The sequence below is a fragment of the Pseudomonas sp. DP-17 genome (assembly GCF_022380625.1).
Classification (GTDB): Bacteria; Pseudomonadota; Gammaproteobacteria; order Pseudomonadales; family Pseudomonadaceae; genus Pseudomonas; species Pseudomonas nitroreducens_A.
In genome coordinates this window covers 902,108-916,741 of the sequence record NZ_JAKSXG010000001.1, presented here as the reverse complement: position 1 = coordinate 916,741, position 14,634 = coordinate 902,108, and the positions used below count along the sequence as shown (strand labels likewise).

Sequence of the window (14,634 nt, the reverse complement as noted above, 5' to 3'; positions counted from 1 at the left end):
TCCCTTCGGAGCGGGGCGCGCAGCCAGGGTTAGGGAGAGGGTAGCCGCACGCACAGTCCTCCACCTGTTCGCACGCTCGTCCCCCGCGATGGCAAGCCCAGGCCGCAACGGCGTATGCTGCCAACTCCACCGCCGCACGGTGCGCTGTGAGAAAAACCGGCTGAACTCGGCCGCCTCCCCGGTGTTCCCATGTGCAGTGGTTCGTCAGGGATGGACTACCGTTCCAGGTAGCTCCCCTGCACCCGCCGTCCAAAGGAAGAGAGCCGACGTGAACCTGATCCTATCGCCAATGAACCTGAGCAAAGCCAAGGCCTGGAGCGCCCATGCGGTGACCTCCAGCGGTGTCATCCTCGCGCTGCTCGCGCTCCTTGCGCTGGTCGACAACAAGCCCCAGGCCTGCCTGCTGTGGCTGGGCGTGGCGCTGCTGGTGGACGGCCTCGACGGCACCCTGGCGCGCAAGTTCGACGTCAAGGCGGTGCTGCCGCACTTCGACGGCTCGACCCTGGACCTGGTGATCGACTACCTCACCTACGTCTTCATCCCCGCGATCTTCATCTATCGCTACGTGCCGCTGCCGGTGCACACCGAACTGCTGGCGGTGGGGGTGATCCTGGTGTCCTCGCTGTTCTGCTTCTGCAACGTCAACATGAAGAGCAAGGACAACTACTTCGTCGGCTTCCCGGCCGCCTGGAACGTGGTGGCGGTGTATTTCTTCGTGCTCGACCTGCATCCCTGGGTGAGCTTCGTCACCGTGCTGGTGCTGGCCGCGCTGACCCTGACCCGCATGAAGTTCCTGCACCCCTTCCGCGTGCGCCAGTTCATGCCGCTGAACATCGCCGTGACCTTCGTCTGGATGCTCAGCAGTGCGTTGCTGATCCTCCAGCAGCCAACGGACCAACCCTGGCTGCTCGGTTTGTGGTTCGCAGCCTCGGCCTACTTCGTCGGCGTCTGCGTGTGGCGCACGGCAATGGAGTGGTTTAACTGAGCCCCCCAGATCCGCGTTCGCTTTCTTCGTAGGATGGTGTGGAGCGAAGCGATACCCATCGATACCCGTGCAATCGCAGCATGGGTATCGCAATCTCCGCCCATCCTACGGTCCCGTGTCCTTCCGGGCTTCTTACGCCTGCCGCCCCATCAGTCTCTGCCGGAAAGCCCCCGGCGTTTCCCCGCATACCTGCTTGAACAAGCGCGCGAAGCTCGCCCGGTCGGCATAGCCGACATCGCTGGCGATGCGCTCCAGCGACCGCGCCGGATCGCCCAGCGCCTCCTGCGCCGACGCAATGCGCAGGCGTTGCACGTAATCGTTCGGCGACATCCCAACCTGCTCGCGGAAGCGCCGTAACAGCGTGCGCGTGGAGCAGTGCACGCGCTGCGCCAGGCTGGCGAGGTCGAAGGGCTGCGCGTAATTGTCTTCCAACCAGAGCAGCAGCGGCTGCAGTGGTGAGCCGGCGGGCAGCGGGTCAGGCAGCAGCGGGGTGAAGCGCCGCTGGCGGCCGCGTCCATGTTCGAACACCAGAGTTGCCGCCGCGCGGCGGGCGAGGGCAGCACCGGCATGGCGCTCGATGAGGTACAGGCACAGGTCCAGGCCGGCTTGTGCGCCGCCAGAGCAGAGACAGCCGTTGTCGTCGGTGCAGAGGGCGTCGATGTCCAGCCGCACCTGGGGATAGCGTTCGCGGAAGGTCGCTTCCAGCGCCCAGTGCGTCGTCGCCCGGCGGTCGTCCAGCACGCCGGCTTCGGCCAGCAGGAAGGCGCTGCTGCACAGGCTGCCCAACTGCACGCTGGCGGGCGCGCGGCGCAGCCAGTCGAGCAGCTGTTGATTGGCAGCGAAGGTGGTGTCGATATCCGCACCGGTGGCGGGAATCAGCAGCAGGTCGCATTGCTCGGCAATGTCGAGCCCGCCTTCCACTTCCACGCGGCCGAAGGGCAACGCCACCGGCGCGCCATCTGCGCTGACCCGCAGCACCTCGAAGCGGTGCTCGCCGGCCAGGCGGTTGGCGAGGTGGAAGCTGTCCATGGCCAGGCCAAGGCTGGAGCACAGGGTTTGCGGGCAGACGAACAGGGCTATCCTGAACATGGCGTCTCGCTTTCTGCTGGCGGCTGAGATGGCGCTATTGATCATAATGTTGTCGATATTGCCAATCGTGTCCAGTCGATCCAGTCCCGATACTGTGACCACCCTTCCCGACACGAGCCCCGCCATGGCCCACCCCAACGCCCAGCTGATCGAACGTTTCTACCAGGCCTTCCAGCGTCGTGACGGCGAGGCCATGGCCGCCTGCTACAGCGCCGACGTGCAGTTCAGCGACCCGGTCTTCACCGACCTGCGCGGCGCCGAGGCCGGTGACATGTGGCGCATGCTCACCGCCCGTGCCCAGGATTTCTCGCTGACCTATGAGGGCGTCGAGGCCGACGAGACACGCGGTTCGGCACGCTGGGTGGCGTCCTACACCTTCACCCAGACGGGTCGGAAAGTGATCAATCACATCCAGGCACATTTCCACTTCCGCGACGGATTGATCTGTCAGCACGTGGACGGCTTCGACCTGTGGAAGTGGTCGCGCCAAGCCCTGGGCGCCAAGGGCGCCCTGCTGGGCTGGGCGCCGCCGGTGCAGCGGGCGATCCGCGCCCAGGCCGCCAAAAGCCTCGCGGCGTACCGCGCACAACGGGTGGGGAAGGCCTGATCGCGGGCTTTCGGGCTCGCCCGTGACGGCGGGATAGGCTTAAATGACAGGCGACTGAGAGCCGGACGCCGCCATGATCACACTTTTCCAGTTCCCGCCCGCCTTCAACGTACCCAATGTCAGCCCTTTCTGCCTGAAGCTGGAGACCTTCCTGCGCCTCGCCGGGCTGGAGTACCAGATCAAGCACGTGATGGACCCGCGCAAGGGGCCCAAGGGCAAGCTGCCGTTCATTACGCTGGACGGCAAGGCTGTCGCCGACACGGCGATCATCATGCGCACGCTGCAGCAATATTACGAATTCGACCTCGATGCCGGCCTCGACGCCCGTGGTCGTGGCTGGGCGGTGTCGATCACTCGCCTGTGCGACGAGCACCTGGTGCCGTTGCTGGTGTACTTCCGCTGGCTGGACGAACAGGGCTTCCGTCAGGTGAAGGACGTGATGTTGCGTAGCGTGCCCGCGCCGCTGCGGCCGCTGGTGGGTGCGATGCTGCAGCGCAAGATTCGCGGTGACCTCAAGGGCCGCGGGCTGCTGCGCCACAGCCGCGAGGAACTGCTGGGCTTCGCCCGAGACGATCTCGAAGCCCTGGACGGCATGCTCGGCGACCTGCCGTACTTCGGCGGCGCCCAGCCGTGCAGCGCCGATGCCGCGACCTACGGTGTGCTGGCCAACCTCGTCCTCAGCACCCTGGAAACCCCACTCAACGATATGGCGCGTAGCTATGAGCGCCTGGTCGCTTACTGCGACCGTATGCAGGCGCGGGTGTGGGCGTCGTGACCGCCGCCGAGCCCAAGCCCTGGTTCGTCTACCTGGTGCGCGCCGAGAACGGCGCGCTGTATTGCGGTATCAGCGACGACGCGCAACGGCGCTTCGAAACCCATCGCACCGGCAAGGGCGCGCGCTTCTTCCATTGCAGCCCGGCCCAGGCGCTGGTCTATGTCGAGGCCTGCCCCGGCAAGGGCGATGCCCTGCGCCGCGAGCGCGCGATCAAGGCGCTGACCAAGAAAGCCAAGGAGCGCCTGGTGCTGGCCAATCCCTTCACCATCAGCGCCGTGGATGTCGTGCCATCCGAGGGATGAGGTAGGACTCATCCTACGTACGGGTTAAGCTGCCGGACCACCTTCCGGCCGCTGGAGCCACCCATGTCCGAGCTGATCCTGCACCACTACCCGACTTCGCCCTTCGCCGAAAAGGCGCGTCTGATGCTGGGCTTCAAGCAGCTGTCCTGGCGCTCGGTAACCATCCCGCCGCTGATGCCCAAGCCGGACCTCATGGCCCTTACCGGTGGTTACCGCAAGACGCCGGTGCTGCAGGTCGGCGCCGACATCTACTGCGACACCGCGCTGATCGCCCGCCGCCTGGAGCAGGAAAAGGCCGTGCCCGCGCTGTTCCCCGAGGGCCACGAGTTCACCTCGGCGAGCTTCGCCCTGTGGGCCGACTCGGTGATCTTCCAGCACGCCGTCAGCCTGGTGTTCCAGCCCGAATCCATCGCCATGCGCTTTGGCAAGCTGCCGCCGCAGTTCCTCCAGGCCTTCGTCGCCGACCGCAGCCAGCTGTTCAGCGGCGGCACCGCCAGCCGGTTGCCGGCCGAGCAGGCCAAGCATCAGTGGCCGGCTTTCATGGCGCGCGTCGAACAGCAACTGGCGCGAGAAGAAGGCGACTTCCTGTTCGGCGAGCCCTCCATCGCCGATTTCGCCCTGGCCCACTGCCTGTGGTTCCTCAAGGGCACGCCGGTCACCGCGCCGCTGGTGGACGACTACCCGTCGGTCGCCGCCTGGCTTGGCCGCGTGCTGGGCTTCGGCCACGGCGCGTCCAGCGAGATGAGCGCCGAGGAAGCCATTGCCGTGGCCCGCGACAGCCAGCCAGCGGCACTGCCGGAGGAAACCCTCGTCGATCCCAACGGCTTCGAGGCCGGCCAGCGCGTGGCGATCGCCGCCACCGACTACGGCTGCGACCCGGTGGAAGGCGAATTGCTGCACGTCGGGCTGGAGAGCCTGGTCCTGCGTCGCGAAGACGAGCGCGCCGGCACCGTGCACGTACACTTCCCACGCATCGGCTTCAGCATCCGCCAGGCCTGAGTCCGGCCGGACCGGGACACTGCCGCGTCACCGGCGTACGCAGGCGCGGCAGGTTCTCGGCCATCTCGCGGAAGTGTTGCAGGCGCTCGTAGCAGAGCGCCATTTCCCCGCTGTTGCTGTTGTACCAGGCGTCCGGCGCGCCGCAGCTGACCAGGCGAATGTTCAGCGGGCGCGGCGGGCGGAACAGGCGGAAGACCTCGTCGACCATCAGTTGCAAGTGGTCGCCATCGCGCAGCAGGGCGATCAGCGGCCCGGCGTCCGCTGGATTCATCGAAGGCGTGTCCCAGCTCAGGCGCCAGGCCGCGTGGTGCTGAATCGAGGACGCACGTCGCGTGTGCCGGATCCATTCGAACGCCTTGCTCGCCTGGCGGAATTCCTGGTCGCAGTAGACCGCCCGCTCATAGGGCAGGCCGATCAGCGGCGGCAGCCAGTCCAGCCGCACCATGTCGCTGCCGTAGAGCAGGCAGGCGATGTTGTAGTAGCGCTGCTCGTCCAGCGGGTGGCTGTCCCACGCCAGTACCTGGTCCGGTGGCGGCTTGGGCGTCTGCCATTCCAGCCGCCAGTAGTCGGCGATGTCCAGCAGGCGCGCGTCCACCTCGTCACGCGGCAGTTTCGCGTAAAGGTGAAACAGCAGGATGAAGCCAAGCTGGTCCGCCGCATCTTCCTCGCGCCCGAGCACCGGCAGGTCGTACTCGGCGATCAGCACGTGCCCCATCTCGTGCATCACACTGAACTCGGCGTTGGCCAGCACGAAGCGCGCGACATTCGGCGTGAGTGGCTGCGGTGCGGGGTCGGCGAAAAGCAGGCGGGTACAGAGCAGCAACAGCAGTGCGAAGCATGAGCAGTGCAGCCAGGGCTGCCCGGAGAGCGGAGACGCAGCGACAGGGAGAGCATTCAAGGCGGACATGGCGGCCACCGCGAGCGAGAGGCGCCTGATTTGACTCTAGCAGCCGCAGCGCGGGGGCTGCGGGGTGCTTTGTCGGAAGACTGTGCACAGGTCGCTTGAGGCGTCTGGCGCGGGAGTCTATCGTCCATCTCTCCTTGCACGACACTCATTGCTGAACACTCAATGCACGAGAAGGGACGCCGCGCATGCACGCCTACGATATCGAACTGCTGAAATATTCAACGCCCGCCGCCGGGGAGGAGCTCCAGGGCTGGTGCTTCGGCCTGCCGCCGGGTATTACACTCGAACAATGGCCGCTGGACCCGGATACCGGTTACCCGCTGATGCACGGCTTCACCCTGCGCCTGCCCGAGGACTATCGGGTGCACGGGCCGGAGATCGTTGCGCTGAGTTTCTTCTCGCTGTCGCCGGACCAGAACGACGGCGGCCCGAACTCGGTCGATGGCATTGCCGAGCAGCTTGTCTCGCCGGGCGAGCAGCCGCCGGCCGATCCAGATCTGCTGCCGTTCTGGCAAGCCGGCCGCGCCAGCCACCCGCGCCTGCACCGCATGGAGGATATTCTCGGCGGCGCCTATGCAGTGATCCTGCTGACCGAAGCGGAATTCAACGGTGCCGCCTGCCAGCCGCCACGACTGCCTGCGGGCAATCCGCTACTGGCGCAGACAGCCGCGCCGCAGTGGCTGGCGACGGGCTCGGCGAGCACCTTCGACACCACCATGAAGGAGGGCGACTACCTGTTCGGGCTGTTCGGCGGCATTCCCCAGCCGGGACTGGAGACGCGCTACCTGCTGCGCTGGTCGCCGCGCGCCAGCGACCCCAACGCCGGGGTCCAGCCCGACGAGTACGGTGGCACCGATTACCAGTCGTTCTACTACTGGGAAAACGATGACATTCATCGCGACAACTACCGGGAGCACGCCTGGAGCCAGGGCCACCAGCCCAACCACATCGGCGGCACCATGCGCCCGGTGCAGGGCATGCCGGACGTCAGCGCGTACTACATCGGTTTCGAGGAATACCTGGGCGGCTACAACTTCGGCACCGGCAACGCCCAGCTGGATTTCCGCGACATGAAGATCGACTGGGCCTGCTGATCAGACCAGCCCCGCGGGAAATGCCAGTTCCCGTGCGCACAAAAAAGCCCGTCGCGAGACGGGCTTTTCGTTTCAACCGGGGCTCAGTCCTTGCGGCGCTTGAGCTGGTCCTGCAGCTGGGTCGGCAGACCGCGGATGATCAGCATGTCGCGGGCCTCGTCGTACTCCACCTTGCTGCCCAGCAGGTGCGCCTCGAAACTGATCGACAGTCCCTCGGCACGGCCGGTGAAGCGGCGGAACTGGTTGAGGGTGCGCTTGTCCGCCGGGATCTCCGGCGACAGGCCGTAGTCCTTGTTGCGGATGTAGTCGTAGAAGGCGCGTGGCGCCTGGTCGTCCATCAGCTCGGAGAGTGCGTCCAGGGCCATCGGCTCGCCGATCTTGGCCTGGCTGGTGGCATAGTCCACCAGCACGTCGGTCTTCTCGCGGGCCTGTTCTTCGGGCAGGTCTTCGCTTTCCACGAAATCGCTGAAGGCCTTGAGCAGGGTGCGGGTCTCGCTCGGGCCGTCGACGCCCTCGGTGCAGCCGATGAAGTCGCGGAAATAGTCCGAGACCTTCTTGCCGCCCTTGCCCTTGATGAACGAGATGTACTGCTTGGACGTCTTGTTGTTCTGCCACTCGGAGATGTTGATCCGCGCCGCCATGTGCAGCTGGCCGAGGTCCAGGTGGCGCGACGGGGTCACTTCCAGCGACTCGGTCACCGCCACACCTTCGCTGTGGTGCAGCAGGGCGATGGACAGGTAGTCGGTCATGCCCTGCTGGTAATGGCAGAACAGCACGTGGCCGCCGGTGGAGAGGTTGGACTCTTCCATCAGCGTCTTCAGGTGCTCCACCGCCTGCTTGGAGAAGGCGACGAAGTCCTTGCCGCTGTCCAGGTACTCGCTCAGCCAGCCGCTGAACGGGTAGGCGCCGGACTCGCCCTGGAACAGGCCCCAGGCCTTGTTCGGCTTGGCGTTGTAGCTTTCGTTGAGATCGGCCATCAGGTTCTCGATGGCTTGGGAGTCGCCCAGCTCGGCATCGCGCGCGTGCAGTGTGGCGGGGTTGCCGTCGGGCTTCTTGTCGATCAGGTGGACGATGGCGTGGCGAATCGGCATGGCGGACCCGGATGTTCAGTGCCGGCGCCGCCGCGCGCATCGAAGCGGCGGCGGGGCGGGCGGATTGGAAAACGCCAGAGTTTACCCGACAAGGCGCCGGGATGCGCGACGCCGATTAGTCCGCCGCCGGCGCCAGCCCCTCGTCGCGCTCGCGTCGGTTGCGGCGCAGCTGGCGCAGGCGGCGGATCACATAGTTCAGGTGCAGGTGCAGCTCGTACAGCTCGTTGTAGTACGACAGCGGCACCTCGACCTTGGCCAGCTCGGCCTCCAGCTGCTCCAGGCGCTCGATCTCGGTGCTCAGCTCGGCGCTGCCGGTGCGCTCGTCCAGGCGCCGGTCGATCTCGCGCAGGTAGCGGTACCAGCGGTAGATGCGTGCGCGGATACGCCAGCGGTACAGCGGGCCGATGGATTTCATCAGCGGGATCAGGATGGCGATGAAGGGGATCAGCAGGATGATGTAGCGGTCCGCCAGGGAGGCGATGCGGAACGGCAGGAAGCGCTGCAGCAGCGGCGGGCCGCTCTTATAGTAGCGCTCGGCGTCTTCCTGCAGCGCCAGGGTGCGCGGCTCCGCGCTGGGGAAGGCGCCCGCCGCATCGAGCAGGCTGCCGCTCTTCATCACCGTGCGCGCCGCCTCGAGGATCAGTGGGGTGAGCGCCGGGTGGAAGTCGCCATTGACCACCAGCGTAGCAACCGGCGACAGGGTGGCGAGGTCCTGGTCCGGCACGTTCTGCGCCAGGTTCAGCAGGCCTTCGCTGACCTCCACGCGCTTGAGGAAGGGAATTCGCGCCTCATAGGCATGGGCGCGGCGAAAGCCGGTGAGCTTGAGGTCCGGGCTGGCGGCGAGGCGCTGGATCAGCGGGTTCTCTGCCGGGCCGACGAAGAAGGCGGCGTCCAGCTCCCCGGCCAGCAACTGGTTGGCCACCGCATTGCCGCCGCGAGCCTGCCAGCCGGCGGGCAGCGGATCGGTGGGAATCTCGTTGGCCTTGAGGATGGCCTCGGTCACCGCCTGGGTGCCGCTGCCGGAACCACCGATGGCGACGCGCAGGGCGAGCAGGTCGGCCAGGCGATCGATCTTCGCTTCGCGACGCTGGAACAGCCACAGCGGCTCCTGGAATACCGCGCCGAGCGTCTGCAGGTGGGCGCGCTGTTTGGGCTCCAGCTGCAGTTCCTGGCCGCTTTGCACCAGCGCCAGGTCCACGCCGCTGTTGCCGTCCAGCAGCTTGCCGAGGTTCTCCCGCGAGCCTGCGGTGCGCACCAGGTGCAGGTCGAAGCCCTGCTTGGCCAGCTCCTCCTTCAGCCGCTGGCCGAACACCGCGTAGCCGCCACCCGGCGCGCCCGTGGCCAGGGTGGCGCTCATCGGCGGCGGCGGGGCGACGAAGTAGAAGACCGCGGCGACCAGTGCGGCCAGCACCGGCACCAGCCAGAGGTTGGCGCGCACCAGGATGGCGAGGTCCTTGAGCATGTTCAGAAGGCGTTGCATGGGGAGTCCTTGTGACGGCGTTCCGTTCTGAAAAGATAGCCAGCCTGGGCGAGGGCGGCCGGCGAATCCGCCATCGGCAAGGTGCAAACCGCTATCATCGCAAGCCTCGAAACACGGCTGCGGACTTCAGGGCATGCGCATTCTCCACACCTCCGACTGGCACCTGGGCCAGCATTTCATGGGCAAGAGCCGCGAGGCCGAGCACCAGGCGTTCTGCGCCTGGCTGGTCGAACAGGTGCGCGAGCAGGCCGTGGACGCAGTGATCATCGCCGGCGACGTGTTCGATACCGGCGCGCCGCCCAGCTATGCCCGCGAGCAGTACAACCGCTTCATCGTCGAGCTGCGCGATACCGGCGCGCGCCTGGTGGTGCTGGGCGGCAACCACGACTCGGTGGCGATGCTGGAGGAGTCCCGCGATCTGCTGGCCTGCCTGGATACCCAGGTGATCGCTGCCGTCGGCACCGACCTCGATCGCCAGTTGCTGGTGCTGCCGCAGCGTGATGGCCAGCCAGGCGCCGTCCTCTGCGCGATTCCCTTCATCCGTCCGCGCGACGTGCTCACCAGCCAGGCCGGGCAGAGCGCGCAGGACAAGCAGCTGGCCCTGCAGCAGGCGATCCAGGCGCATTACCGCGAGCTGTTCGAGCGCGCCGCGGCGCAACGCGAAAAGCTCGGCCGGCAACTGCCGATCATTGCCACCGGCCATCTCACCACAGTCGGCGCGAGCGCCAGCGAATCGGTGCGGGAAATCTACGTCGGCACCCTGGAAGCCTTCCCGACCAGCGCCTTCCCGGCGGCGGACTACATCGCCCTCGGCCATATCCACCGGCCGCAGAAAGTTGGCGGTCTGGAGCACATCCGTTACTGCGGCTCGCCCATTGCGCTGAGCTTCGACGAAGCGACCCAGGGCAAGGAAGTGCTGCTGGTGGACCTGGACGACAGCGGCCTGCGCAGCGTCACCGCGCTGCCGGTGCCGCGCTTCCAGCCGCTGAAGTCGGTGTCCGGCAGCCTCGCCGAGCTGCCCGCCGAACTGGCCCGCGTCGCCCGCGAAGGCAGCGTGGAGCGGCCGGTCTGGCTGGAAGTCATGGTGCACACCGACGACTACCTGAGCGACATCCAGCTGCGCGTCGAGAAACTCTGCGAAGACCTGCCGGTGATCGTCCTGCGCACCCGCCGCGAGCGCGGTGCCGCGCAGGCGGCGTTGTTCAGCGAGGCCAAGGAAACCCTCGACGAACTCAGCCCCGAGGATGTGTTCCGCCAGCGCCTCGACGCCGAGGACCTGGAGGCGCCGCTGCGCGAGCGCCTGACCGGGCTCTACCGCCAGGTCGTCGCTGACCTGCAGGAGGAGCGTCCATGAGAATCCTCAGCCTGCGCCTGAAGAACCTCAACTCGCTCAAGGGCGAGTGGAAGATCGACTTCACCGCCGAGCCCTTCGCCGGCAATGGCCTGTTCGCCATCACCGGGCCCACCGGGGCGGGCAAGACCACGCTGCTCGATGCCATCTGCCTCGCGCTTTACCACCGCACGCCGCGCATGAGCGTCCTGTCGCAGAGCGGCAACGAGCTGATGACCCGCCACACCGCCGACTGCCTCGCCGAGGTGGAGTTCGAGGTGAAGGGCCAGCCTTACCGAGCCTTCTGGAGCCAGCGCCGCGCGCGCGACAAGGCCGAGGGCGCGTTGCAGGCGCCGAAGGTGGAACTGGTGCGCATCGACCGCGCCACCGGTGAGGGGCAGATTCTCACCGACAAGATCAACGACAAATTGAAGCAGACCGAGACGCTCACGGGCCTGGACTTCGAGCGTTTCACCAAATCCATGCTGCTGGCCCAGGGCGGTTTCGCTGCCTTCCTCGAGGCCAACGCCAACCAGCGTGCGGAGCTGCTGGAAGAACTCACCGGCACGGAAATCTACGGGCTGATTTCCCAGCGCGTGTTCGAGCGTACCCGTGAAGTGCGCGGCGCGCTGGACCAGTTGCGCGCCCGCGCCGAAGGCTTCGAACTGCTCGGCGCCGAACAGCGTGGCGAACTGGAACAGCAGGGCCGTGACGCCGCCGCGCAGGAAACTGCCTTGCAGGCGCAGCACGCGGCCGTTCAGGCCCAACGCCGCTGGCGCGAAGACCTGACCCGCGCGCAGCAGCAGGTGGAACAGGCCGGCGCGAAAGAGGCCAGCGCGCGCCAGGCGCTGGTGCAGGCACAACCTGATCTGCAACGCCTGGCAGACAGCGACCCCGCCGCGCGCCTGCAGCCGTTGCACCAGGCCTGGCGCAGCAGCCACGAGAGTGTCGAACAATGCCGTACGGCGCGGGAAGACAACCGCTCGCAGCAGGCCGTCAGCCGTGAGGAAATCGCCCAGGCCATGTGGGCAGCCAGCCAATACGCGCAGCAGGCACAGGTGGCGCGCGAGGACGAATACCAGGCCGTCAGCGAACAGCGGCAGGCGCTTCAGGCGCGTCTGGCGCAACATCCGCAGCGTGCCAGGCTGGGCGAGCTGCTCGGCGGTTGGCGCGCACAATTCTCCCAGCGCTCGCGTCTTGCGCAGGCCATTGCCGACCTGCAGCGGCAGGCACAGACGGCCGACCAGTCCTTGCAGGCAGCGACCGCACAGCGCGAGACGCTGCAAGGCAATGTCGCCTTCATGCAGCAGCAGCTCGAATCGGCTGGAGCGCAGGAAAGCCAGCATCAGCAGCAGCTCGAAGCCCTGCTCGGTGGCGCCAGCGAAGGTGAGTTGCGCGAGCGTGCGCAACAGGCACAGCTGCAAAGCCGTGGGCTCGACCGTCTCGAGCAACTGGCCCAGGCCCGCGCCCAGGCCACTGCGCAGCTGGCACGCTGGCAGCCTGAACTGGATGCGCTGCGGCAGAAAAAGGCCGAGCGCGACACGGCCATCGTCGCGCTGCGTGAGCGTTATCAGGCCACCAAGCAGCAGGTTGCCGACAAGGAAAAACTCCTGCAGCAGGAGCAGCGCATTCACCAGCTGGAGCACCTGCGTGCGCAGTTGCAGCCGGGCGAGGCCTGTCCGTTGTGCGGCTCGCCGGAGCACCCGGCGGTGGCGGCCTACCAGGCGCTGGATGTGTCGTCCACCCAGAGGGCGCTGGAGCAGGCGCGAAAGCAACTGGCCGAGCTGGAAAGCCAGGGCATCGCCCTGCGCGGCGAGCTGGCCGAACTGGATGCGCAACTGCAGCAGGGGCAGCGTCAGCTGGACGAAGCCCAGGCGGCGTTGGTGCAGCACCAGCAGACGTGGCAGCAACAGTGCGAAGCGCAGGGGATCGCGCTTGACGACGACCAGCAGCTCAGTGCCGAACGCGAGCGCCATGAGGCTTCGCTGGCTGCCTTGCAGCAGCAACTGAAGGTGCTGGAAGCGCTACGGGCCCAGCTTCAGCAGGTGCAGCAGCAACGCCAGCGCGCCGAGCGCGATCACGCCGAGGCCGCGCAGCAGCTGGCACTCTTCGACCAGCACCAGACCCACGAACGCCAGCGCCAGGAAGAGCGCGCGCAGCAACTCGCGGTTCAGCGTGCGGACCTGCAACAGCAGGACCAGGCACTCGCCGCCGCACTGGGCGAACTGGGCTACGGCATGCCGGAAGACGGCGAGCAGTGGCTGGCCGAGCGCACGGCGGAATGGCAGCAATGGCAGCAGGACCAGCAGCGCAGCCAGGAACTGGCCGTCGCCGAGCGTGATGCCGAACAGGCTGCCCGTGCGGCGCAACAGATCGCCGCGCAATGGCAGCAGCGCTGGCAGGCTGCCGGATTCGATACGCGTCAGGCGCTGGTGACGCAGGCAGCGCCGCAACAGGCATTGGCGCAGGCCGAGGAACAGTTGGCCGCCGCCCAGCGCCAGGCCGATGCCTTGCAGGGCCGTGAGCAGTCCCTGGCCGAACGGCTGGAGCAGGAGCAGGCGCGCCTTGCGCAGCGCCAGTCGAGCTGGCAGCAGGCACTGGCCGCGAGTCCCTTCGCCGACGAGACGGCCTACCTCGCCGCGCTGCTGGACGATGCCCAGCGCAGCGAACTCAGCCAGCTGCGCCAGCGCTTGGAAACGGCCATTACCGAATCCGTCACCTTGCGTGCCGCCGCGGCGCAGGACGTCGAGCGCCTGCAGGCCGAGCCCCACGGCGAACTGCCGCTGGAAGAGCTCGACCAGCAATTGCAGGCGCTTGTCACGCAGCTGCGCGAACTCGGCCAGCGCCAGGGCGAGATTCGCGCCCAGTTGCAGGGCGACGACAGCCGTCGCGCCAGCCAGCAAAGCCTGTTCGCGGAAATCGCCCGGCAGGAGGAGGAGCACGATCTCTGGCAGCGTCTCAACAGCCTGATCGGCGCCTCCGATGGCGCGCGCTACCGACGCTTCGCCCAGGGCCTGACCCTCGACCACCTGGTGCACCTCGCCAATCGCCAACTGCAACGCCTCCATGGTCGCTACCAGTTGGCGCGGCGCAGCGATGGCGAGCTGGAACTGGAAGTGGTGGACACCTGGCAGGGCGACACCGCGCGCGACTGCAAGACGCTGTCGGGCGGCGAGAGCTTTCTGGTCAGCCTGGCGCTGGCGCTGGCGCTGTCCGACCTGGTCAGCCACAAGACCAGCATCGATTCGCTGTTCCTCGATGAAGGCTTCGGCACCCTCGACGGCGAAACCCTGGAGGTGGCGCTGGACGCCCTCGACAGCCTCAACGCCACGGGCAAGACCATCGGCGTGATCAGCCACGTCGAGGCGCTGAAGGAGCGCATTCCGGTGCAGCTCAAGGTGCACAAGGGCGTCGGCATGGGCTACAGCCAGCTCGATGCGCGCTTCCGTTTCAACCCGGAGCGAACCGAGCAGGAGAAAGCCTGATGAAGATCCAGACGCGCCAATGCGACGAGAACGATCTGGCCGACTGGATCGAGCTGCGCCTGCAGCTCTGGCCGGGCGATCATGTCGAGGAGTTCCTCGATGAAGCGGGTGACATTCTTGCGCAGCCGCAGCGCTACGGCGCGTGGTTGGCCCGCGATGAGCAGGGCAGGGCGCTCGGGCTGGCGGAAGCCTCGGTGCGCCGCGATTACGTGAATGGCACGGAAGGCTCGCCGGTGCTGTTTCTCGAAGGCATCCATGTGCGCCATGACGCCCGCCGACAGGGCGTGGCGCGCGCTCTGGTGCACACGGTACAGGCCTGGGGCAGTGCGCGCGGCTGCGTGGATTTCGCCTCCGATGCAGCGCTCGACAACACCGCCAGCCATGCCTTGCACCGGGCGTTGGGCTTCGTCGAAACCGAGCGCGTCGTGTACTTCAGAAAGCCGCTCCACGATTGATCCATATCAGGCGGAACGCGAGTGCGGCAGTGCTG

Annotated in this window: 13 protein-coding genes; 9 read left to right on the top strand and 4 right to left on the bottom strand. The window is 67.1% G+C overall.

The features are described 5' to 3' along the window. Positions 1–289 precede the first annotated feature (289 nt). Positions 290–985 (top strand): phosphatidylcholine synthase, encoded by a 696-nt coding sequence (gene pcsA / locus MJ122_RS04335; RefSeq protein ID WP_088419543.1) that lies wholly within the window; start codon positions 290–292, stop codon positions 983–985. Positions 986–1,117: 132 nt separating this feature from the next. On the opposite strand, the gene MJ122_RS04330 is transcribed toward pcsA, so the two are convergent. Beyond that, positions 1,118–2,074 (bottom strand): helix-turn-helix domain-containing protein, encoded by a 957-nt coding sequence (locus MJ122_RS04330; protein ID WP_239742501.1) that lies wholly within the window; start codon positions 2,072–2,074, stop codon positions 1,118–1,120. Positions 2,075–2,198: 124 nt separating this feature from the next. On the opposite strand from MJ122_RS04330, the gene MJ122_RS04325 reads away from it, so the two are divergent. The 4 genes from MJ122_RS04325 (at position 2,199) to MJ122_RS04310 (ending at position 4,757) form a co-directional block, all read left to right on the top strand. After that, positions 2,199–2,681 (top strand): nuclear transport factor 2 family protein, encoded by a 483-nt coding sequence (locus MJ122_RS04325; RefSeq protein ID WP_239742498.1) that lies wholly within the window; start codon positions 2,199–2,201, stop codon positions 2,679–2,681. Positions 2,682–2,754: 73 nt separating this feature from the next. Then, the gene (locus MJ122_RS04320; RefSeq protein WP_088419549.1) at positions 2,755–3,456 is read left to right on the top strand and encodes a glutathione S-transferase C-terminal domain-containing protein; all 702 of its coding nucleotides are present in this window, start codon (positions 2,755–2,757) and stop codon (positions 3,454–3,456) included. Then, positions 3,453–3,758, top strand: coding sequence for a GIY-YIG nuclease family protein (locus tag MJ122_RS04315; RefSeq protein WP_239742824.1), 306 nt, complete (start codon positions 3,453–3,455; stop codon positions 3,756–3,758). Before MJ122_RS04320 ends, MJ122_RS04315 begins: the two co-directional genes overlap by 4 nt. A 63-nt stretch (positions 3,759–3,821) precedes the next feature. Beyond that, positions 3,822–4,757 carry a glutathione S-transferase family protein gene (locus tag MJ122_RS04310; protein ID WP_239742497.1) on the top strand — a complete coding sequence of 312 codons (936 nt, stop codon included), beginning with the start codon at positions 3,822–3,824 and terminating at the stop codon, positions 4,755–4,757. On the opposite strand, the gene MJ122_RS04305 is transcribed toward MJ122_RS04310, so the two are convergent. Beyond that, positions 4,738–5,664, bottom strand: a complete 927-nt coding sequence (locus MJ122_RS04305) for a DUF4344 domain-containing metallopeptidase (RefSeq protein ID WP_239742495.1) — start codon at positions 5,662–5,664, stop codon at positions 4,738–4,740. The genes MJ122_RS04310 and MJ122_RS04305 overlap by 20 nt on opposite strands. 185 nt (positions 5,665–5,849) lie before the next feature. On the opposite strand from MJ122_RS04305, the gene MJ122_RS04300 reads away from it, so the two are divergent. Next, a complete protein-coding gene (locus MJ122_RS04300) occupies positions 5,850–6,758 on the top strand; it encodes a hypothetical protein (RefSeq protein WP_239742494.1) in 909 nt (302 codons plus the stop codon). An 83-nt stretch (positions 6,759–6,841) separates the two neighbouring features. Here the strand turns inward: MJ122_RS04300 and yejK are convergent, their stop codons facing one another. Both yejK and MJ122_RS04290 read right to left on the bottom strand, forming a co-directional pair. Next, the gene (yejK, locus tag MJ122_RS04295; RefSeq protein WP_045210626.1) at positions 6,842–7,849 is read right to left on the bottom strand and encodes a nucleoid-associated protein YejK; all 1,008 of its coding nucleotides are present in this window, start codon (positions 7,847–7,849) and stop codon (positions 6,842–6,844) included. A gap of 115 nt (positions 7,850–7,964) precedes the next feature. Continuing rightward, positions 7,965–9,329 carry a TAXI family TRAP transporter solute-binding subunit gene (locus MJ122_RS04290; protein ID WP_239742492.1) on the bottom strand — a complete coding sequence of 455 codons (1,365 nt, stop codon included), beginning with the start codon at positions 9,327–9,329 and terminating at the stop codon, positions 7,965–7,967. Between the two features lie 133 nt (positions 9,330–9,462). Here MJ122_RS04290 and sbcD point away from each other — a divergent pair, with 133 nt between their 5' ends. The 3 genes from sbcD to aac(6') are packed head-to-tail and all read left to right on the top strand — an operon-like array spanning position 9,463 to position 14,599. Further along, positions 9,463–10,683: an exonuclease subunit SbcD gene (sbcD, locus tag MJ122_RS04285; RefSeq protein ID WP_239742490.1), complete on the top strand. Its 1,221-nt coding sequence runs from the start codon at positions 9,463–9,465 to the stop codon at positions 10,681–10,683. Continuing rightward, positions 10,680–14,144 (top strand): AAA family ATPase, encoded by a 3,465-nt coding sequence (locus MJ122_RS04280; RefSeq protein ID WP_239742488.1) that lies wholly within the window; start codon positions 10,680–10,682, stop codon positions 14,142–14,144. Before sbcD ends, MJ122_RS04280 begins: the two co-directional genes overlap by 4 nt. Continuing rightward, positions 14,144–14,599: an aminoglycoside 6'-N-acetyltransferase gene (aac(6'), locus tag MJ122_RS04275; protein WP_239742486.1), complete on the top strand. Its 456-nt coding sequence runs from the start codon at positions 14,144–14,146 to the stop codon at positions 14,597–14,599. Before MJ122_RS04280 ends, aac(6') begins: the two co-directional genes overlap by 1 nt. Positions 14,600–14,634 lie beyond the last annotated feature (35 nt).